Source organism: Nocardioides scoriae, from assembly GCF_900104965.1.
In the GTDB taxonomy this organism is placed as follows: Bacteria; Actinomycetota; Actinomycetes; order Propionibacteriales; family Nocardioidaceae; genus Marmoricola; species Marmoricola scoriae.
Map to the genome: position 1 here is coordinate 3,846,469 of NZ_LT629757.1, position 13,850 is coordinate 3,860,318.

The window sequence follows — 13,850 nt, forward strand, 5'->3', positions numbered from 1 at the left end:
CGTCGCTCCTAGGAGGGGTACGGCGGGCTGGGTGGCCCGACATTAACGACCGGTAACTTCCCTGTCTGCGACGTGTGGTCCTTGTCTCAGTGGTCCCGTGCGGACGCACGGGACCAGCCCCGCTGCTAGGGCAGGCGCGCCGACCATCGCAGGGAGAGGACCGCCGCGCCGAGGCCCAGCAGCAGCGCCAGCGCGCTGAGGTACGGCGTGATCTCGCGCTCCTCGGTGCGCAGCCCGATCGAGGAGCGGATGTCGTCGTAGACCTCGTCGAGCTCGTCGCTGCTCCGGGCGGTGTACGCCGTCCCGCCGCTGGTGTCGGCCAGCGCGGCCAGCGTGGCCTCGTCGACGGGCACCCCGACGACCTGGCCCTGGCTGACGACCGTGCCCTCGGGCGTGCCGTAGGCGATGGTCGAGACGGGCACGCCGGCCTCGACCGCCGCCCGTGCCGCCTGGTCGGGGGTGCGCCCGACGGTGTTGGTGCCGTCGGAGAGCAGCACCACGTGGGCCGGGACCGGCTCGCCGCCCTCGCGCCGGGCGGTCGCCGCGACCTGGTCGAGGGAGGTGAACACGCCCTCGCCGATCGCGGTGCGGGTGGCCAGCGTGAGGTTCTCCAGCGCGTCGATCGCCGGCTGCCGCTCCTGCGACGGCGGGGCGGCCACCGTGGTCTGGCCGGCGAAGGTCACCACGCCGACGTCGAAGCCCTCGGGCAGGCCCTCCACGAAGCGGACCGCGGCCCGCGAGGCGGCGTCGAGCCGGTTGGGCTCGACGTCGGTGGCCTCCATCGACAGGGAGACGTCGACCGCGACCACGACGGTCGCGCGCTCGCGGGGCACCCGCACCTCGGCCTCGGGCCGGCCGGCGGCCAGGGCCAGCAGCACGAAGGACAGCAGCAGCAGCGAGGCCGGCAGGTGGCGGCGCCAGCGCGGCCGCCGGGGCACGAGCCGCTCCAGCATCGGCAGCGAGGCGAAGCGGACGGCGTACGCGCTGCGGCGGCGCTGCTGGACGACGTAGAGCACGGCCAGCGCCGCGACCGGCAGGAGCAGCAGCAGCCACCAGGGGGACAGGAAGCTCATCGGCGGACCACCCTGCGGCGGCCGACGTGGCGGGCCAGGTCGGCGACCCAGTCGCCGTCGGTGCGCAGCACCAGGTGGGAGGCCCCGGCGTGGCGCACCGCCGCGGCGACGGCGGCGCGGTGGGCGGCGGCCAGCTCGGCGTACTGCTGGCGCAGGCGGACCGACGAGGTCCACACCTCGCAGCGGTGGCCGGTCTCGGGGTCGACGAGCACGACCGGGCCGACGTCGGGCAGCTCCAGCTCGCGCGGGTCGACCACCTCGACGACCAGCACCTCGTGGCGCAGCGCCAGCCGGCGCAGCGACCGCTCCCAGGCGAAGGGCCGCTCGGCGCGACCGTCGGGCTCGACGAAGTCGCTCACCACCACCCGGACCCCGGCCCGGCGGTGGCGGGCACCGAGCGCCTCGATCGCGCCCGCGAGGTCGAGGGTGGCGGGGTGGGCCACCGCGGTGGGGCGCGAGCCGTTGGCCGATCCGGCCTCCGCGGGGGAGGCCGGGAGCCGCGAGAGCGCCCGCATCGCGGCGGCGCGCGGCGGCAGCGGGGCGGTCCAGGTGAGGCCCTCGGGGCGCAGGTGGGCCACGCCCATCCGGTTGCCGGGGCCCTCGCTGAGGATCCCGACCGCGCCGGTGACCCAGGCGGCGAGGTCGCCCTTCTCGAGGTCGACGGTGCCGAAGTCCATGCTGGCCGTCTCGTCGACCAGCACCCAGGTCTCGCGCTCGTGCTCGGCCAGCGTGCGCCAGACGTGGGGCTCGGTGCTGCGGGCGGTGACGTTCCAGTCGATGCGGCGCACGTCGTCCTCGCCGGGGCGGTAGCGCACCACCTCCTCCGGCTGGCTGCCCGGGCCCAGGCGCAGGCCGGTCTCCTCGCCGTGCAGCAGGCCCGCCACGCGCTTGCGGACCCGCAGGTCCAGCGCCGCGAAGGCGCGCGCGGTGCGGGCGTGGTCGCTCATGCCACACCGGCCCCCGGGGTCGCGGTCCCCTGCGCGGTCCCGTGGACGTCGCCGTGGGTGTCGTGGGGGGCGACCTGCGGCGCGGGCACCACCCGCAGCACCTGCTCCACGACGTGGCGCGGGTCGACGCCCTCGGCGACGGCCTCGAAGCTGAGCACCAGGCGGTGGGCCAGGACGTCGGCGGCGAGGTCGGTGACGTCGTGGGGCAGCACGTAGTCGCGCCCGCGCATCAGGGCCAGGGCACGGGCCGCGGCCACCAGCCCGAGGGTGGCGCGCGGGCTGACCCCGAACTCGACGTGGGGCTTGATCATGCCCAGGCCGTGGCGCTCGGGCTCGCGGGTCGCGACGACCAGGCGCACGACGTACTGCGCGACGGCGTGGTGCACGAAGACCCGGTCGGCGGCGTCCTGGAGCGCGAGCACGTCCTCGACGGTGAGCACCTCGCGCGAGCGCGGCGGGTCGACGCTCATCCGCTGCAGGATGGTGAGCTCCTCGGCCTCGTCGGGGTAGTCGACGACGACCTTCATGAGGAACCGGTCGCGCTGCGCCTCGGGCAGCTGGTAGACGCCCTCGGACTCGATGGGGTTCTGGGTGGCCAGCACGAGGAACGGCCGCGGCAGGGCGTACGACGTCGCGCCGATGCTCACCTGGCCCTCGGCCATCGCCTCCAGCAGGGCGGACTGCACCTTGGCGGGCGCCCGGTTGATCTCGTCGGCCAGCACGAGGTGGGCGAACACCGGGCCGAGCTCGACGTCGAAGCTCTCCGAGGACGGTCGCCACACCCGGGTGCCGACGATGTCGCCGGGCATCAGGTCGGGCGTGAACTGCAGCCGGTGGAAGTCGCCGCCGATGACGTCGGCGAGCGTGCGGACCGCGAGGGTCTTGGCCACGCCGGGCACGCCCTCGAGCAGCAGGTGGCCGCGGGCCAGCAGGCCGACCAGCAGCCGCTCGACGAGCGCGTCCTGGCCGACCATCACCCGCTTGACCTCGAACAGGGCTCGCTCGAGGAGGGCGGAGTCGGTCGCGGTGCTGCGGGGCTCGTCGCTCACGCAGTCATCATGGCTCGCCCGCGGTGAGCGCGGAGCCCGGTGAAGGGATCAGTGGGAGGCGGCCGGCTCCACCAGCTCGACGAGCACGCCGCCGGCGTCCTTGGGGTGGACGAAGTTGATCCGCGAGCCGGCCGTGCCGCGGCGCGGGGCGTCGTACAGCAGCCGCAGGCCGCGCTCGCGCAGCACCGCGCTGACCTGCTCGACGTCCTCGACGCGGTAGGCGAGCTGCTGCAGGCCGGGGCCGCTGCGGTCGAGGAACTTGGCGATCGTCGACTCGGCGCTCAGCGGGGCGAGCAGCTGGATGCAGGAGCCGGAGTCACCGACCCCGACCATCGCCTCGCGCACGCCCTGCTCCTCGTTGGTCTCCTCGTGGAGCACCTGCATGCCGAACTTGTCGCGGTACTCCGCGATGGCGACGTCGAGGTCGGGCACCGCGATCCCCACGTGGTCGATGGCGGTGAACAGGTGGGTCGGCAGGTCGCTGGCGCTCATGCGGGTCAGTCTGGGGCGGGGGTCGGGGAGGCTCAACCGGGTGTGACGTGTCCGACACCGACCGGGGTGAACCACCCCTGCTGCGGCGCGCCGATCGCGGTTACTGTGCGATGACGCCCCCGGCACGGCCGTGCCGCCCGCGTTCCTCGTCCCCGTACCGCCAGGAGGTCCCCATGTCCGGATCCGTCATCGTCGCCGGTGCCCGCACCCCGATCGGACGTCTGCTCGGCGGGCTGAAGAGCCTCACCGCCGCGGAGCTCGGCGGCGTCGCCATCAAGGGCGCCCTGGAGAAGGCCGGCGTCTCGGGCGACCAGGTCGACTACCTCATCATGGGCCAGGTCATCCAGGCCGGTGCCGGCCAGAACGCCGCCCGCACCGCCGGTGTCGCGGCCGGGCTGCCGATGTCGCTGCCCTCGATCACCATCAACAAGGTGTGCCTCTCGGGCGTCAACGCCATCGCGATGGCGGACGCCCTCATCGCCGCGGGCCAGCACGAGATCGTCGTGGCCGGCGGCATGGAGTCGATGACCAACGCCCCCCACCTGCTGCCCAAGTCCCGTGAGGGCTTCAAGTACGGCGACGTCGCGCTCGTCGACTCGATGGCCTACGACGCGCTGTTCGACCAGACCACGCAGCAGGCGATGGGCCTGCTGACCGAGGAGTGCAACGGCGCCGACGCCAACCTGACCCGCGAGGAGCAGGACGAGTTCGCCGCGCAGAGCCACCAGAAGGCCGCCGCGGCGTGGAAGAACGGCCTCTTCGACGACGAGGTCGTGCCCGTCGAGATCCCGCAGCGCAAGGGCGACCCGGTCGTGGTCAGCCAGGACGAGGGCGTGCGCGGCGACACCACCGCGGAGTCGCTCGGCAAGCTGCGCCCCGCCTTCCGCAAGGACGGCACCATCACCGCCGGCTCGGCCTCGCAGATCTCCGACGGCGCCTGCGCGGTCGTGGTGATGAGCAAGGCCAAGGCCGAGGAGCTGGGCCTGAGCTGGATCGCCGAGATCGGCGCCCACGGCGAGGTCGCCGGCCCCGACTCCACCCTGCAGCTGCAGCCCGCCAACGCCACCGCCAAGGCGCTGGCCAAGGAGGGCCTCACGGCCGCCGACGTCGACCTGGTGGAGTTCAACGAGGCCTTCGCCGCCGTCGGGATCGCCTCGGCCCGCGAGCTCGGCATCCCCGACGAGAAGGTCAACGTCAACGGCGGTGCGATCGCGCTCGGCCACCCGGTCGGCATGTCCGGTGCCCGGATCGTGCTCCACCTCGCCCACGAGCTGAAGCGGCGCGGCGGCGGCACCGGCGTGGCCGCGCTGTGCGGCGGCGGTGGCCAGGGCGACGCGCTGGTCATCAAGGTGCCCGCCTCGTCCTGATGGGGAGACGGTCGACGGGGGACGTCCCCGCGCTGGTCGAGCGCGCGCGGCAGGGCGACCCCCGGTCGGTCGCCCGCCTGATCTCGCTGGTCGAGGACGCCTCCCCGCTGCTGCGCGAGGTGATGGCCGGGCTCGTCGCCCACGCCGGGCACGCCCAGGTCGTCGGCATCACCGGCCCGCCGGGCGTGGGCAAGTCGACCTCGACCTCGGCCCTGGTGGGGGTGCTGCGCCGGCAGGGCCGGCGCGTCGGGGTGCTGGCCGTCGACCCCTCCTCGCCCTTCTCGGGCGGGGCGCTGCTCGGCGACCGGGTGCGGATGCAGGAGCACGCGCTGGACCCGGGCGTCTACATCCGCTCGATGGCCTCGCGCGGCCACCTCGGCGGGCTCTCGTGGGCCACGCCCCAGGCGCTGCGCGTGCTCGACGCCGCGGGCTGCGACGTCGTCCTCGTCGAGACGGTCGGGGTCGGGCAGAGCGAGGTCGAGGTGGCCGCGATGGCCGACACGACCCTGGTGCTGCTCGCGCCCGGCATGGGCGACGGCATCCAGGCGGCCAAGGCCGGCATCCTCGAGGTGGGCGACGTCTTCGTCGTCAACAAGTCCGACCGCGACGGCGCGGCCCAGGTCCGGCGCGAGCTGCGCTCGGTGGTCGCCCTGTCCGAGCGCGCCGCCGGGGCGTGGACGCCGCCGATCGTGATGACCTCGGCCGACCGCGGCGAGGGCGTCGAGGAGGTGGCGGCCGCGATCGGGTCCCACCACGAGCACCTGGTCGCCTCGGGGGAGCTGGAGCGCCGCCGCCGGCGGCGGGCCCGCGACGAGATCGAGAACCTCGCCCTCACCACCCTGCGCCAGCAGTGGCGCGGCGTCCACGAGCACGCCGCCCTCGACGACCTCGCCGACGAGGTCGTCCACGGCCGCAGCGACCCGTACGCCGCGGCCGACCGGCTGCTGGCCAGCCTGGAGGCCCCCCGCTAGTCGGCGCTCACCGCGGCCGCGACCCGCGCGACGGCGGCCGGGTCGAACAGGATCGTGTAGTGGTTGGCGTCCTCGACCGTCTCGACGGTGAGCACGTCCAGCGCCTCGTCGTACAGCTCGACGGCGGCCGGGGGCAGCAGCCCGGGCGCCTCGCCGAACATGCCCAGCGGCGCCACCAGCAGCGTGGTCGGCACCGAGAGCCGGCCCATGGCCTCGTCGAGCTCCTCGCCCAGGACCAGCAGGTCGCGCCCGTCGGCGCGCACCGCCTCCTCGACGGCGCGCGAGCGGACCCCGTCGGCCGTCTCCAGGGCGTCGTAGCGCACGTAGGTCTCGACGTCGGCGCTCCAGTGCGGCCCCAGCGCGGGGTGGGCGCGGAAGAAGTCGACGTAGGCCTCGGCGTCCTCGTAGGTCTGGCTCAGCCGGGCCAGCGCCGGGCCCAGGGTGGCCTGGAGCAGCTCGTCGTGGTCGACGCCGTCGGGCACGGGCAGCGGGACGCCGCCGTCCACGAGCACCAGCCGGCGGTACGGCGTGGCGTCGTCGTCCACCAGCAGCAGCGCGGCGTAGGCGCCCATGGAGTGGCCGAGCAGCACCAGCCCGCCGGTCTCCTCGGGGTCGAGGTGGGCCGCGACGTGGGACAGGTCGTCGGCGTGGCGGGCCAGGCCGGTGGGGCCGGGCAGGTCGCGCGAGGCGCCGCGGCCGCGCAGGTCGACGGCCACGAGCGACCAGTCGTCGGGCAGCGCCCGGGCCACGGCCGGCCAGGCGCGCGAGGAGGCGGTGATGCCGTGGACGGCGAGCACCGTCCGCTCGGGCGGCGCCTCGGGGGCGCCGTAGCGGAAGGTCGCCAGGGTCCCGCCCTCGACCTCGACGGGGACCGGCGTGGGAGCGGCGACGGGGGAGGAGGTCATGCCCCGATCATGCCCGGCCGTGCGCGCCTGCCGGGCAGGGGCGCCCGGGGTTGGTAGAAAGAGTCGTCCCGCGTGCTCGCGCGGGCGTTTCCGCGGGGGTGTGAGGAGCAGCTGATGACAGGCGTGCTGAAGAAGGGCGTCGGCCTGGTGGTCGTGCTCTTCCTGCTGTGGTTCCTGTTCACCGACCCCAACGGCGCCGGTTCGATGGTCCGCGAGATCGGGACGGCCATCTGGGACCTCCTGATGCAGCTCTTCGACGCGTTGAGCCGCTTCCTGTCCACCGTCACCAGCTAGGCCCGCCGTGGGCAGGCTCTGGCACTGGCTGACCGACCCCGACATCGGCGACCGCCTGCTCAAGGACGGCGTCGACGACGAGGTCATCGCCGACGAGGTCACCAAGCACTGGGTGGTCTACGTCGTGCCGGCCCTGGTCGGGCTGCTCGGGCTCGCGGTGTGGGTGCTGTTCCTCTTCAGCCGCCCCGACGGCGCGTGGTTCCCCTTCCTCGCCGGCCTGGCCGTCATGGGGTGGGGCGCGGTGATGGCGATGCAGCGCAACATCGACCGCTTCGTGGTGACCAGCGACAAGGTGTTCCGCGTGCACGGCCTGCTCAACCGCAAGGAGGCCTCGATGCCGCTGGGTCGCATCCTCGACATCTCGGTCGAGAAGCCGCTGCACGGCCGGGTCCTCGGCTTCGGCCACTTCACCTTCGAGTCGGCCGCCCAGGAGCAGGGGCTGCGCGAGATCCGCTTCGTGCCGCGCATCGACGAGCGCAACCTCACCATCCAGCGGGTCCAGAAGAAGGCCGGCCTGCGCAGCAAGCGGCTGCCCACCGCCGACCGCTGAGGGTGCGGCTCCACGACCCCCCGGGCCTCACAGCCCCGCGGCGGCCACCAGGTCCGAGCGGATCGCGTCGAGACGCCCGACCGCGGCGATCCGGGCGGCGTCGACGCCGCCCTCGCCGACGGGCACGACCACCTCGAGGTAGCACTTGAGCTTCGGCTCGGTGCCCGACGGGCGCACCACGACCCGGCCGTCGTCGGCCAGCACGAGCCGCAGCCCGTTGGTGGGCGGCAGCCCGGGCCCGGCGCCCTGGTTGAGGTCGTCGACCCGCTCGACGGCCAGGCCGCCCAGCGAGGTGGGCGGGGCCGAGAGCAGCCGGTCGACGACGGCGGGGATGGCGGCGAGGTCGTCCATCCGCACCGAGAGCTGGTCGGTGGCGTGCAGGCCGTGGGTGGTCGCGAGCTCGTCGAGCCGGTCGCGCAGGGTGCGGCCCTCGGCCTTGAGGCGGGCGGCCAGGTCGCACACGAGCAGCAGCGCCGAGACGCCGTCCTTGTCGCGGACCTGCTGCGGGTCGACGCAGTAGCCCAGCGCCTCCTCGTAGCCGAACGCCAGGTCGGGGACCCGGCCGATCCACTTGAAGCCGGTGAGCGTCTCGGCGTACGGCTGGCCCGCCGCGGCGGCGAGCCGGCCCAGCATCGAGGACGACACGATCGAGGTCGCGTAGGTGCCCTGCACGCCGCGGTCGAGCAGGTGGGCGCCCAGCAGCACGCCGAGCTCGTCGCCGCGCAGCGCCTGCCAGCCGTGGGGGCCGGGCAGCGCGACGGCGCAGCGGTCGGCGTCGGGGTCGTTGGCCACGACCAGGTCGGCCCCCACCTCCTCGGCGCGGGCCAGCGCGAGGTCCATCGCGCCGGGCTCCTCGGGGTTGGGGAAGGCGACGGTCGGGAAGTCGGGGTCGGGCTCGGCCTGCGCCTCGACCACGTGGGGCTCGGGGAACCCGGCCCGCTGCAGGGCGGCCAGCACGGTGGCGCCGCCGACCCCGTGCAGCGGGGTGTAGACGAGGCGCAGGTCGCGGGGGCTGCCCTCGGCCAGGCGCACCACGCCCGCGAGGTAGCGGTCGAGCAGCTCCTCGCCCAGCACCTCGATCGCATCCCCCCGCGGGACCGACGCCAGCGGGCCGACGGCCTCGATGCGGGCGGCGATCCCGGCGTCGGCCGGCGGCACGATCTGGCTGCCGTCGCCCAGGTAGACCTTGTAGCCGTTGTCCTGGGGCGGGTTGTGGCTCGCGGTCACCATCACGCCGGCGACGGCGCCCTGGTCGCGGATGGCGTGGGCCAGCACGGGGGTCGGCAGCGGTCGCGGCAGCACGCGCGGCGCCAGCCCGGCCCCGGCCATCACCTCCGCGGTGTCGCGGGCGAACACGTCGGAGAGGTGGCGGGCGTCGTACCCGATGACGACGGGGTCGCCGGGGCGCGCCCCCTGGTCGAGGAGGTACGCCGCGAGGCCGGCCGCCGCGCGCAGCACCACGACGCGGTTCATCCGCATCGGACCGGCGCCCAGGGCGCCCCGCAGCCCGGCCGTGCCGAACTCGAGGAACCCCGAGAACCGGTCGGCCAGGGCGTCGAGGTCCTCGGCGTCGACCAGCGCCTGGAGCTCCTCGCGGGTGCGGGGGTCGGGGTCCTCGGCGAGCCAGGCGCGGGCGCGGTCGAGCAGGTCGGCGTCGGGAGCGGTGCTCATGACGGCCAACCTAGGCGAGGCTCAGCCCAGCTGCTCCAGCCGGGGCAGCACCTCGGTGCACAGCCGCTCGACGCTGCCGACCGGGTCGTCGGAGGAGGGGCCGACCCACACCATGTCGAGCCCGAGCGAGGCCCAGGTCTCGGCCTGGCGCAGGAAGCCGTCGACGTCGCCGAGCACGTCACCGCCGTAGATGTTGGTGCGCTGGATCTCGGCCGGGTCGCGGCCGAGGTCGGCGCAGTGGCGGTCGAGCACCTCGAGCTTGTGGGCCAGCTCGTCGCGGTCGGTGGCGAACAGGTTGCAGGCGTCGGCGTACTGCGCGACCATCCGCAGCGTCTTGCGCTCGCCCGAGCCGCCCACCAGGACCCGCGGGCCGCCCTCGCGCAGCGGCATCGGCCGGCACACGGTCTCGGCGAGCTGGTAGTGGGTGCCGTCGTAGGCGCCCTCGTCGGGGCCCCACATCTGCTCGCACACCTGGATCGCCTCCTCGAGCCGCTCGAAGCGCTCCTTCATCGAGGGGAAGGGGACGCCGAGGCCGTGGTGCTCGCGGTCGTACCACGCCGCACCGATGCCGAACAGCGCCCGACCGCCCGAGAGCACGTCGAGGGTGGCCACGGTCTTGGCCAGCAGCCCGGGGTGGCGGTAGGTCACGCCGGTGACGAGCAGGCCGAGCTCGACGCGGGTGGTCACGCCCGCGAGGAAGCCGAGGGAGGTGTAGCCCTCGAGCATCGGCTGGGCCGGGCCGCCCATCTGCTCCATCTGGAACCAGTGGTCCATCATCGTCAGGGTCGTGACGCCGCCCTCGTCGGCGGCACGGGCGACCCCGGCCAGGGTGGTGGCCAGCTCGCCGGCCCCACCGGGCCAGGTCAGGTCAGCGGCGTGGACGGCGAGCTTCATCGTCCGGTCCCGTCAGCCGAGCGCCGCGACGGCGGCGTCGTAGTCGGGCTCCTGGCCGATCTGCGGGACCAGCTCGGAGTGCAGGACGGTGCCGTCGGTGTCGACGACCACGACCGCGCGGGCCAGCAGGCCCTCGAACTTGGTGTCGAGCAGGCGCACGCCGTAGTCGTCGCCGAAGCCGGACCGGAAGGCCGAGGCGACCTTGACGTCCTCGAGGCCCTCCGCGGCGCAGAAGCCGGTCAGGGCGAAGGGCAGGTCGACCGAGACGTTGAGGACGGTGGTGTCCTCGAGGCCGGAGGCCAGCTCGTTGAACTTCCGGACGCTGGCCTGGCAGACGCCGGTGCCGATGCTGGGGAAGATGCTGATGACCGTGCGGCCCGGGAGGTCGGAGAGCGAGAACTCCGCCAGGTCGGTGTCGACCAGGGTGAAGTCGGGGGCCTTCGAGCCGGGGGCGGGCAGGTCGCCGGAGGTCTGGGCGGGGTCGGGGCCGAGTGCGGTGGTAGCCATGCCCGCCAATCTAGACCCGGTGGGTCAGCGGCGCGTCCGCGGTGCGAACACCGGGCGCTGCTCGGCGCCGTCCCGGGCGAAGGCCGCGGCGCGCGCCGCCCTCGCGTTGGCGCCGAGCAGCAGCACCAGCTGCTCGGCGCGCTCGCGCGCGAAGGTGCGGCGCGGCGACGCCGTCCACGTCCGGTCGAAGAGCCGCTTGCCCGCGGCCAGTGCGTCGGGGGAGCGGTGGGCCAGCTCGCGGGCCAGGTCGTGGGCCGCCGCCACGGGGTCGGCGGACAGCTCGGTGACCAGACCCAGGTCGTGGGCCTGCTGGCCGGAGACCTTGCGGGCGGTCATCGTCAGCAGCTTGGCGGTGTCGATGCCGACCAGCTCCTTGAGGGTGACGACGCCGCTCATGTCGGGGACGATCCCCCAGCGGCCCTCCAGCACCGACCACTCCGAGTCGGGCGAGGCGATCCGGAAGTCGGCGGCCAGCGCCAGCTGGAGGCCGCCGCCGTAGCAATAGCCCTCGACCGCCGCCACGACCGGCACGGGCAGCCGGCGCCAGGCCCAGCACGCCTCCTGGAAGACGTTGGTGCCGCGCCACGGTCGCGGCACGAACGCCGCGACGATCCCCGCCGGCCTCCTCAGCACGGCGCCGAAGTCCAGGCCGGCGCAGAACGAGCTGCCCTCCCCGGAGAGCACCACCGCCCGCAGCGTGCGGTCGCGCCGCAGCCGGTGCGCGACCGCGACCAGCTCGTGGAGCGTCTGCAGCGTGAGGGCGTTGAGCTTCTCCGGCCGGTCCAGTCGCACGTGGGCGATCCCGTCGGCGACGGTGCACGCGACCAGGGGGCCCACGGGCGCAGCGGTGGGCGGAGCAGCGGGGGAGGCGGCCATGACCGGCAGGTTACCGGTCGGTAGGTCAGGCGTCGATGCTGGACATGTCGCCGTACCGGTCACCCACGACGGCGTCGCGCGGCACCGCCTGGTCGAGCGCCTCGAGGTCGTCGGCGGTCAGCTCGACGTCGGCGGCCGCGACGTTCTCCTCCAGGTAGCTGACCCGCTTGGTGCCCGGGATCGGGACCACGTCGTCGCCCTGCGCGAGCACCCAGGCCAGGGCCAGCTGGCCCGGCGTCGCGCCCTTGCTGGCGGCGAGGTCCTTGATGCGGCGCACCAGCTCGAGGTTGGCCTGCAGCGCCTCGCCCTGGAAGCGGGGGAAGTACGCCGTGGCGCGGCTGTCGCCCTCGGCCGGCTCCGAGAGCATCGTGCCGGTCAGCAGGCCGCGCCCGAGCGGGGAGTAGGGCACCACGCCGATGCCGAGCTCGCGCACCACGGGCAGGATCTCGTCCTCGAGGTCGCGGGTGAACAGCGACCACTCGGTCTGCAGGGCCGTGATGGGGTGCACCGCGTGGGCGCGTCGGATCGTCTCCGGCCCGGCCTCGGAGAGCCCGAGGTGGGTCACCTTGCCGGCCTCGACCAGCTCCTTCATGGCCCCGACGGTCTCCTCGATGGGGACCGACTGGTCGACGCGGTGCTGGTAGTAGAGGTCGATGTGGTCCACGCTGAGGCGCTGCAGCGAGGCGTCGCAGGCGGCACGGACGTACTCCGGGGAGCCGTCGATGCCGAGCCGCGCACCGTCCTCGCCGCGCTTGTTGCCGAACTTGGTGGCCAGCTGCACCCCGTCGCGGCGGCCCTGCAGGGCGCGGCCGACGAGGCGCTCGTTGGTGAAGGGGCCGTACATGTCGGCCGTGTCGAGGAACGTCACGCCCAGGTCGAGGGCGCGGTGGATGGTCTCGAGGCCGCCCTGCTCGTCGGGGGTGCCGTAGAACTCCGACATCCCCATGCAGCCGAGCCCGAGGGTGGACACGGTGAGGGAGGCGTCGCGGCCGAGGGTGCGGGTCTGGATCGTCATGCCCCCAGCCAACACCTCGCGCCAAGCGGCGTCAGCCCTCGGCGTCGTCGGTGTCCTTCGGGTACGGCGGGGGCTGGCTCTCGTCGTACTCCTCGGCATCGGTGAACATGCCGCGCTCGACGTCGAAGTCGCGCTGGGTGTTGTCGACCTCGGCGGTGTCGGGCCGGTTGTCCGGGTCGAGGCGACGCTCGCGCTCCTCCTCCATCTCGTGCTTGGTGTCCTCGTCGGGCTCGGCGTCGGGGTCGATGCCCTGGCTGCGGCCCGCGCGCTCGTCGGTGTCGATGCCACCGTCGTCGAGGATGGTCCCGTCCTGCTGGTCCTGCTCGTCGTCGCTCACGCGGTCCTGGCTATCGGTGTCGGTGCACACGTGTCAACGCACCGTCCGCCGCGGCGGACAGGTCGCGGTCCGGCCGGCTCAGATGCGGGGCACGATCCCGCCGAGCAGCTCGCCCATCCGGCTGGCCGCCGCACGGCCCGCCTCGAGGACCTCCTCGTGGTTGAGCGGCTCGCCGGTGATCCCGGCGGCGAGGTTGGTGACCAGGCTGATGCCGAGCACCTCCATGCCGGCCTCGCGGGCGGCGATCGCCTCGAGGGTGGTGCTCATCCCGACCAGGGTGCCGCCGATGGCGCGGATCATCCCGATCTCGGCGGGGGTCTCGTAGTGCGGGCCGGGCAGCTGCACGTAGACGCCCTCGTCGAGGCTCGGGTCGGCCTCGCGGCACAGCGCGCGCAGCCGCGGGCTGTAGAGATCGGTGAGGTCGACGAACCTCGCGCCCTCGATCGGGGAGGTGGCGGTCAGGTTCACGTGGTCGCTGATCAGCACCGGGGTGCCGGGGGACCACGACTCGTCGAGCCCGCCGCAGCCGTTGGTCAGCACCACCGTGCGGCAGCCCGCGGCAGCAGCGGTGCGCACGCCGTGCACGACCGGGCGCACGCCGAGGCCCTCGTAGAGGTGGGTACGGCCGAGGAAGACCAGCAGCTGCCGGTCGCCGGCGCGCACCGAGCGGATCCGGCCCGCGTGGCCCTCGACGGCCGGCGGCGCGAAGCCCGGCAGGTCGGTCGAGCTGAGCTCGGCGGTCACCTCGCCCAGGGCGTCGACGGCCGGCAGCCAGCCCGACCCCAGGACCAGGGCCACGTCGTGGCGCTCGACGCCGGTCCTCTCGGCCAGCACGGCGGCGGCCTCGGTCGCAGCGGCGGCGTACGTCGTCGGTGGGGTCACGGGCCGGACTCTAGTCGGCC

At 74.5% G+C, this 13,850-nt stretch carries 16 protein-coding genes; 4 read left to right on the forward strand and 12 right to left on the reverse strand.

Annotation, left to right across the window (positions count from 1 at the left end):
- Window positions 1-125: 125 nt before the first annotated feature.
- The 4 genes from BLU55_RS18285 to mce form a co-directional block, all read right to left on the reverse strand.
- Window positions 126-1,073, reverse strand: a complete 948-nt coding sequence (locus tag BLU55_RS18285) for a VWA domain-containing protein (protein ID WP_091732724.1) — start codon at window positions 1,071-1,073, stop codon at window positions 126-128.
- Window positions 1,070-2,020, reverse strand: a complete 951-nt coding sequence (locus BLU55_RS18290; protein WP_091732727.1) for a DUF58 domain-containing protein — start codon at window positions 2,018-2,020, stop codon at window positions 1,070-1,072. Before BLU55_RS18290 ends, BLU55_RS18285 begins: the two co-directional genes overlap by 4 nt.
- Window positions 2,017-2,994 (reverse strand): AAA family ATPase, encoded by a 978-nt coding sequence (locus tag BLU55_RS18295; RefSeq protein WP_091734237.1) that lies wholly within the window; start codon window positions 2,992-2,994, stop codon window positions 2,017-2,019. Before BLU55_RS18295 ends, BLU55_RS18290 begins: the two co-directional genes overlap by 4 nt.
- Before the next feature lie 123 nt (window positions 2,995-3,117).
- Window positions 3,118-3,561 carry a methylmalonyl-CoA epimerase gene (mce, locus tag BLU55_RS18300; protein ID WP_091732730.1) on the reverse strand — a complete coding sequence of 148 codons (444 nt, stop codon included), beginning with the start codon at window positions 3,559-3,561 and terminating at the stop codon, window positions 3,118-3,120.
- Window positions 3,562-3,734: 173 nt separating this feature from the next.
- Here mce and BLU55_RS18305 point away from each other — a divergent pair, with 173 nt between their 5' ends.
- Together BLU55_RS18305 and meaB are read left to right on the forward strand one after the other, a co-directional pair.
- Window positions 3,735-4,928: an acetyl-CoA C-acetyltransferase gene (locus BLU55_RS18305; protein WP_091732733.1), complete on the forward strand. Its 1,194-nt coding sequence runs from the start codon at window positions 3,735-3,737 to the stop codon at window positions 4,926-4,928.
- Window positions 4,928-5,899: a methylmalonyl Co-A mutase-associated GTPase MeaB gene (meaB, locus tag BLU55_RS18310; RefSeq protein WP_091732736.1), complete on the forward strand. Its 972-nt coding sequence runs from the start codon at window positions 4,928-4,930 to the stop codon at window positions 5,897-5,899. Before BLU55_RS18305 ends, meaB begins: the two co-directional genes overlap by 1 nt.
- On the opposite strand, the gene BLU55_RS18315 is transcribed toward meaB, so the two are convergent.
- Window positions 5,896-6,804, reverse strand: coding sequence for an alpha/beta fold hydrolase (locus BLU55_RS18315; protein WP_091732738.1), 909 nt, complete (start codon window positions 6,802-6,804; stop codon window positions 5,896-5,898). The genes meaB and BLU55_RS18315 overlap by 4 nt on opposite strands.
- Before the next feature lie 114 nt (window positions 6,805-6,918).
- Here BLU55_RS18315 and BLU55_RS18320 point away from each other — a divergent pair, with 114 nt between their 5' ends.
- Together BLU55_RS18320 and BLU55_RS18325 are read left to right on the forward strand one after the other, a co-directional pair.
- Complete coding sequence (locus tag BLU55_RS18320; RefSeq protein WP_091732741.1) at window positions 6,919-7,098, forward strand: hypothetical protein; 180 nt, start codon at window positions 6,919-6,921, stop codon at window positions 7,096-7,098.
- Window positions 7,099-7,105: 7 nt separating this feature from the next.
- A complete protein-coding gene (locus BLU55_RS18325) occupies window positions 7,106-7,648 on the forward strand; it encodes a PH domain-containing protein (protein WP_091732744.1) in 543 nt (180 codons plus the stop codon).
- Window positions 7,649-7,675: 27 nt separating this feature from the next.
- Here the strand turns inward: BLU55_RS18325 and BLU55_RS18330 are convergent, their stop codons facing one another.
- The 7 genes from BLU55_RS18330 to BLU55_RS18360 form a co-directional block, all read right to left on the reverse strand.
- The gene (locus tag BLU55_RS18330) at window positions 7,676-9,319 is read right to left on the reverse strand and encodes a phospho-sugar mutase (protein ID WP_091732747.1); all 1,644 of its coding nucleotides are present in this window, start codon (window positions 9,317-9,319) and stop codon (window positions 7,676-7,678) included.
- A gap of 21 nt (window positions 9,320-9,340) precedes the next feature.
- Window positions 9,341-10,213, reverse strand: a complete 873-nt coding sequence (locus tag BLU55_RS18335; RefSeq protein ID WP_091732750.1) for an LLM class F420-dependent oxidoreductase — start codon at window positions 10,211-10,213, stop codon at window positions 9,341-9,343.
- Window positions 10,214-10,225: 12 nt separating this feature from the next.
- Window positions 10,226-10,720, reverse strand: coding sequence for a thiol peroxidase (tpx, locus tag BLU55_RS18340; protein ID WP_091732752.1), 495 nt, complete (start codon window positions 10,718-10,720; stop codon window positions 10,226-10,228).
- Between the two features lie 24 nt (window positions 10,721-10,744).
- Window positions 10,745-11,596 (reverse strand): crotonase/enoyl-CoA hydratase family protein, encoded by an 852-nt coding sequence (locus BLU55_RS18345; RefSeq protein WP_091732755.1) that lies wholly within the window; start codon window positions 11,594-11,596, stop codon window positions 10,745-10,747.
- A 25-nt stretch (window positions 11,597-11,621) separates the two neighbouring features.
- A complete protein-coding gene (locus BLU55_RS18350; RefSeq protein ID WP_091732757.1) occupies window positions 11,622-12,611 on the reverse strand; it encodes an aldo/keto reductase in 990 nt (329 codons plus the stop codon).
- 31 nt (window positions 12,612-12,642) lie between these two features.
- Complete coding sequence (locus BLU55_RS18355; RefSeq protein ID WP_091732760.1) at window positions 12,643-12,948, reverse strand: hypothetical protein; 306 nt, start codon at window positions 12,946-12,948, stop codon at window positions 12,643-12,645.
- A 78-nt stretch (window positions 12,949-13,026) separates the two neighbouring features.
- Complete coding sequence (locus tag BLU55_RS18360) at window positions 13,027-13,830, reverse strand: purine-nucleoside phosphorylase (RefSeq protein ID WP_091732763.1); 804 nt, start codon at window positions 13,828-13,830, stop codon at window positions 13,027-13,029.
- Window positions 13,831-13,850: the final 20 nt, after the last annotated feature.

Excerpts from the sequence above, each read along its gene's own strand:
- BLU55_RS18285 (WP_091732724.1), bottom strand. The coding sequence starts at position 1,073 with ATGAGCTTCCTGTCCCCCTGGTGGCTGCTGCTGCTCCTGCCGGTCGCG.
- BLU55_RS18290 (WP_091732727.1), bottom strand. The coding sequence starts at position 2,020 with ATGAGCGACCACGCCCGCACCGCGCGCGCCTTCGCGGCGCTGGACCTG.
- BLU55_RS18295 (WP_091734237.1), bottom strand. The coding sequence starts at position 2,994 with ATGGTCGGCCAGGACGCGCTCGTCGAGCGGCTGCTGGTCGGCCTGCTG.
- mce (WP_091732730.1), bottom strand. The coding sequence starts at position 3,561 with ATGAGCGCCAGCGACCTGCCGACCCACCTGTTCACCGCCATCGACCAC.
- BLU55_RS18305 (WP_091732733.1), top strand. The coding sequence starts at position 3,735 with ATGTCCGGATCCGTCATCGTCGCCGGTGCCCGCACCCCGATCGGACGT.
- meaB (WP_091732736.1), top strand. The coding sequence starts at position 4,928 with ATGGGGAGACGGTCGACGGGGGACGTCCCCGCGCTGGTCGAGCGCGCG.
- BLU55_RS18315 (WP_091732738.1), bottom strand. The coding sequence starts at position 6,804 with ATGACCTCCTCCCCCGTCGCCGCTCCCACGCCGGTCCCCGTCGAGGTC.
- BLU55_RS18320 (WP_091732741.1), top strand. The coding sequence starts at position 6,919 with ATGACAGGCGTGCTGAAGAAGGGCGTCGGCCTGGTGGTCGTGCTCTTC.
- BLU55_RS18330 (WP_091732747.1), bottom strand. The coding sequence starts at position 9,319 with ATGAGCACCGCTCCCGACGCCGACCTGCTCGACCGCGCCCGCGCCTGG.
- BLU55_RS18335 (WP_091732750.1), bottom strand. The coding sequence starts at position 10,213 with ATGAAGCTCGCCGTCCACGCCGCTGACCTGACCTGGCCCGGTGGGGCC.
- tpx (WP_091732752.1), bottom strand. The coding sequence starts at position 10,720 with ATGGCTACCACCGCACTCGGCCCCGACCCCGCCCAGACCTCCGGCGAC.
- BLU55_RS18345 (WP_091732755.1), bottom strand. The coding sequence starts at position 11,596 with ATGGCCGCCTCCCCCGCTGCTCCGCCCACCGCTGCGCCCGTGGGCCCC.
- BLU55_RS18350 (WP_091732757.1), bottom strand. The coding sequence starts at position 12,611 with ATGACGATCCAGACCCGCACCCTCGGCCGCGACGCCTCCCTCACCGTG.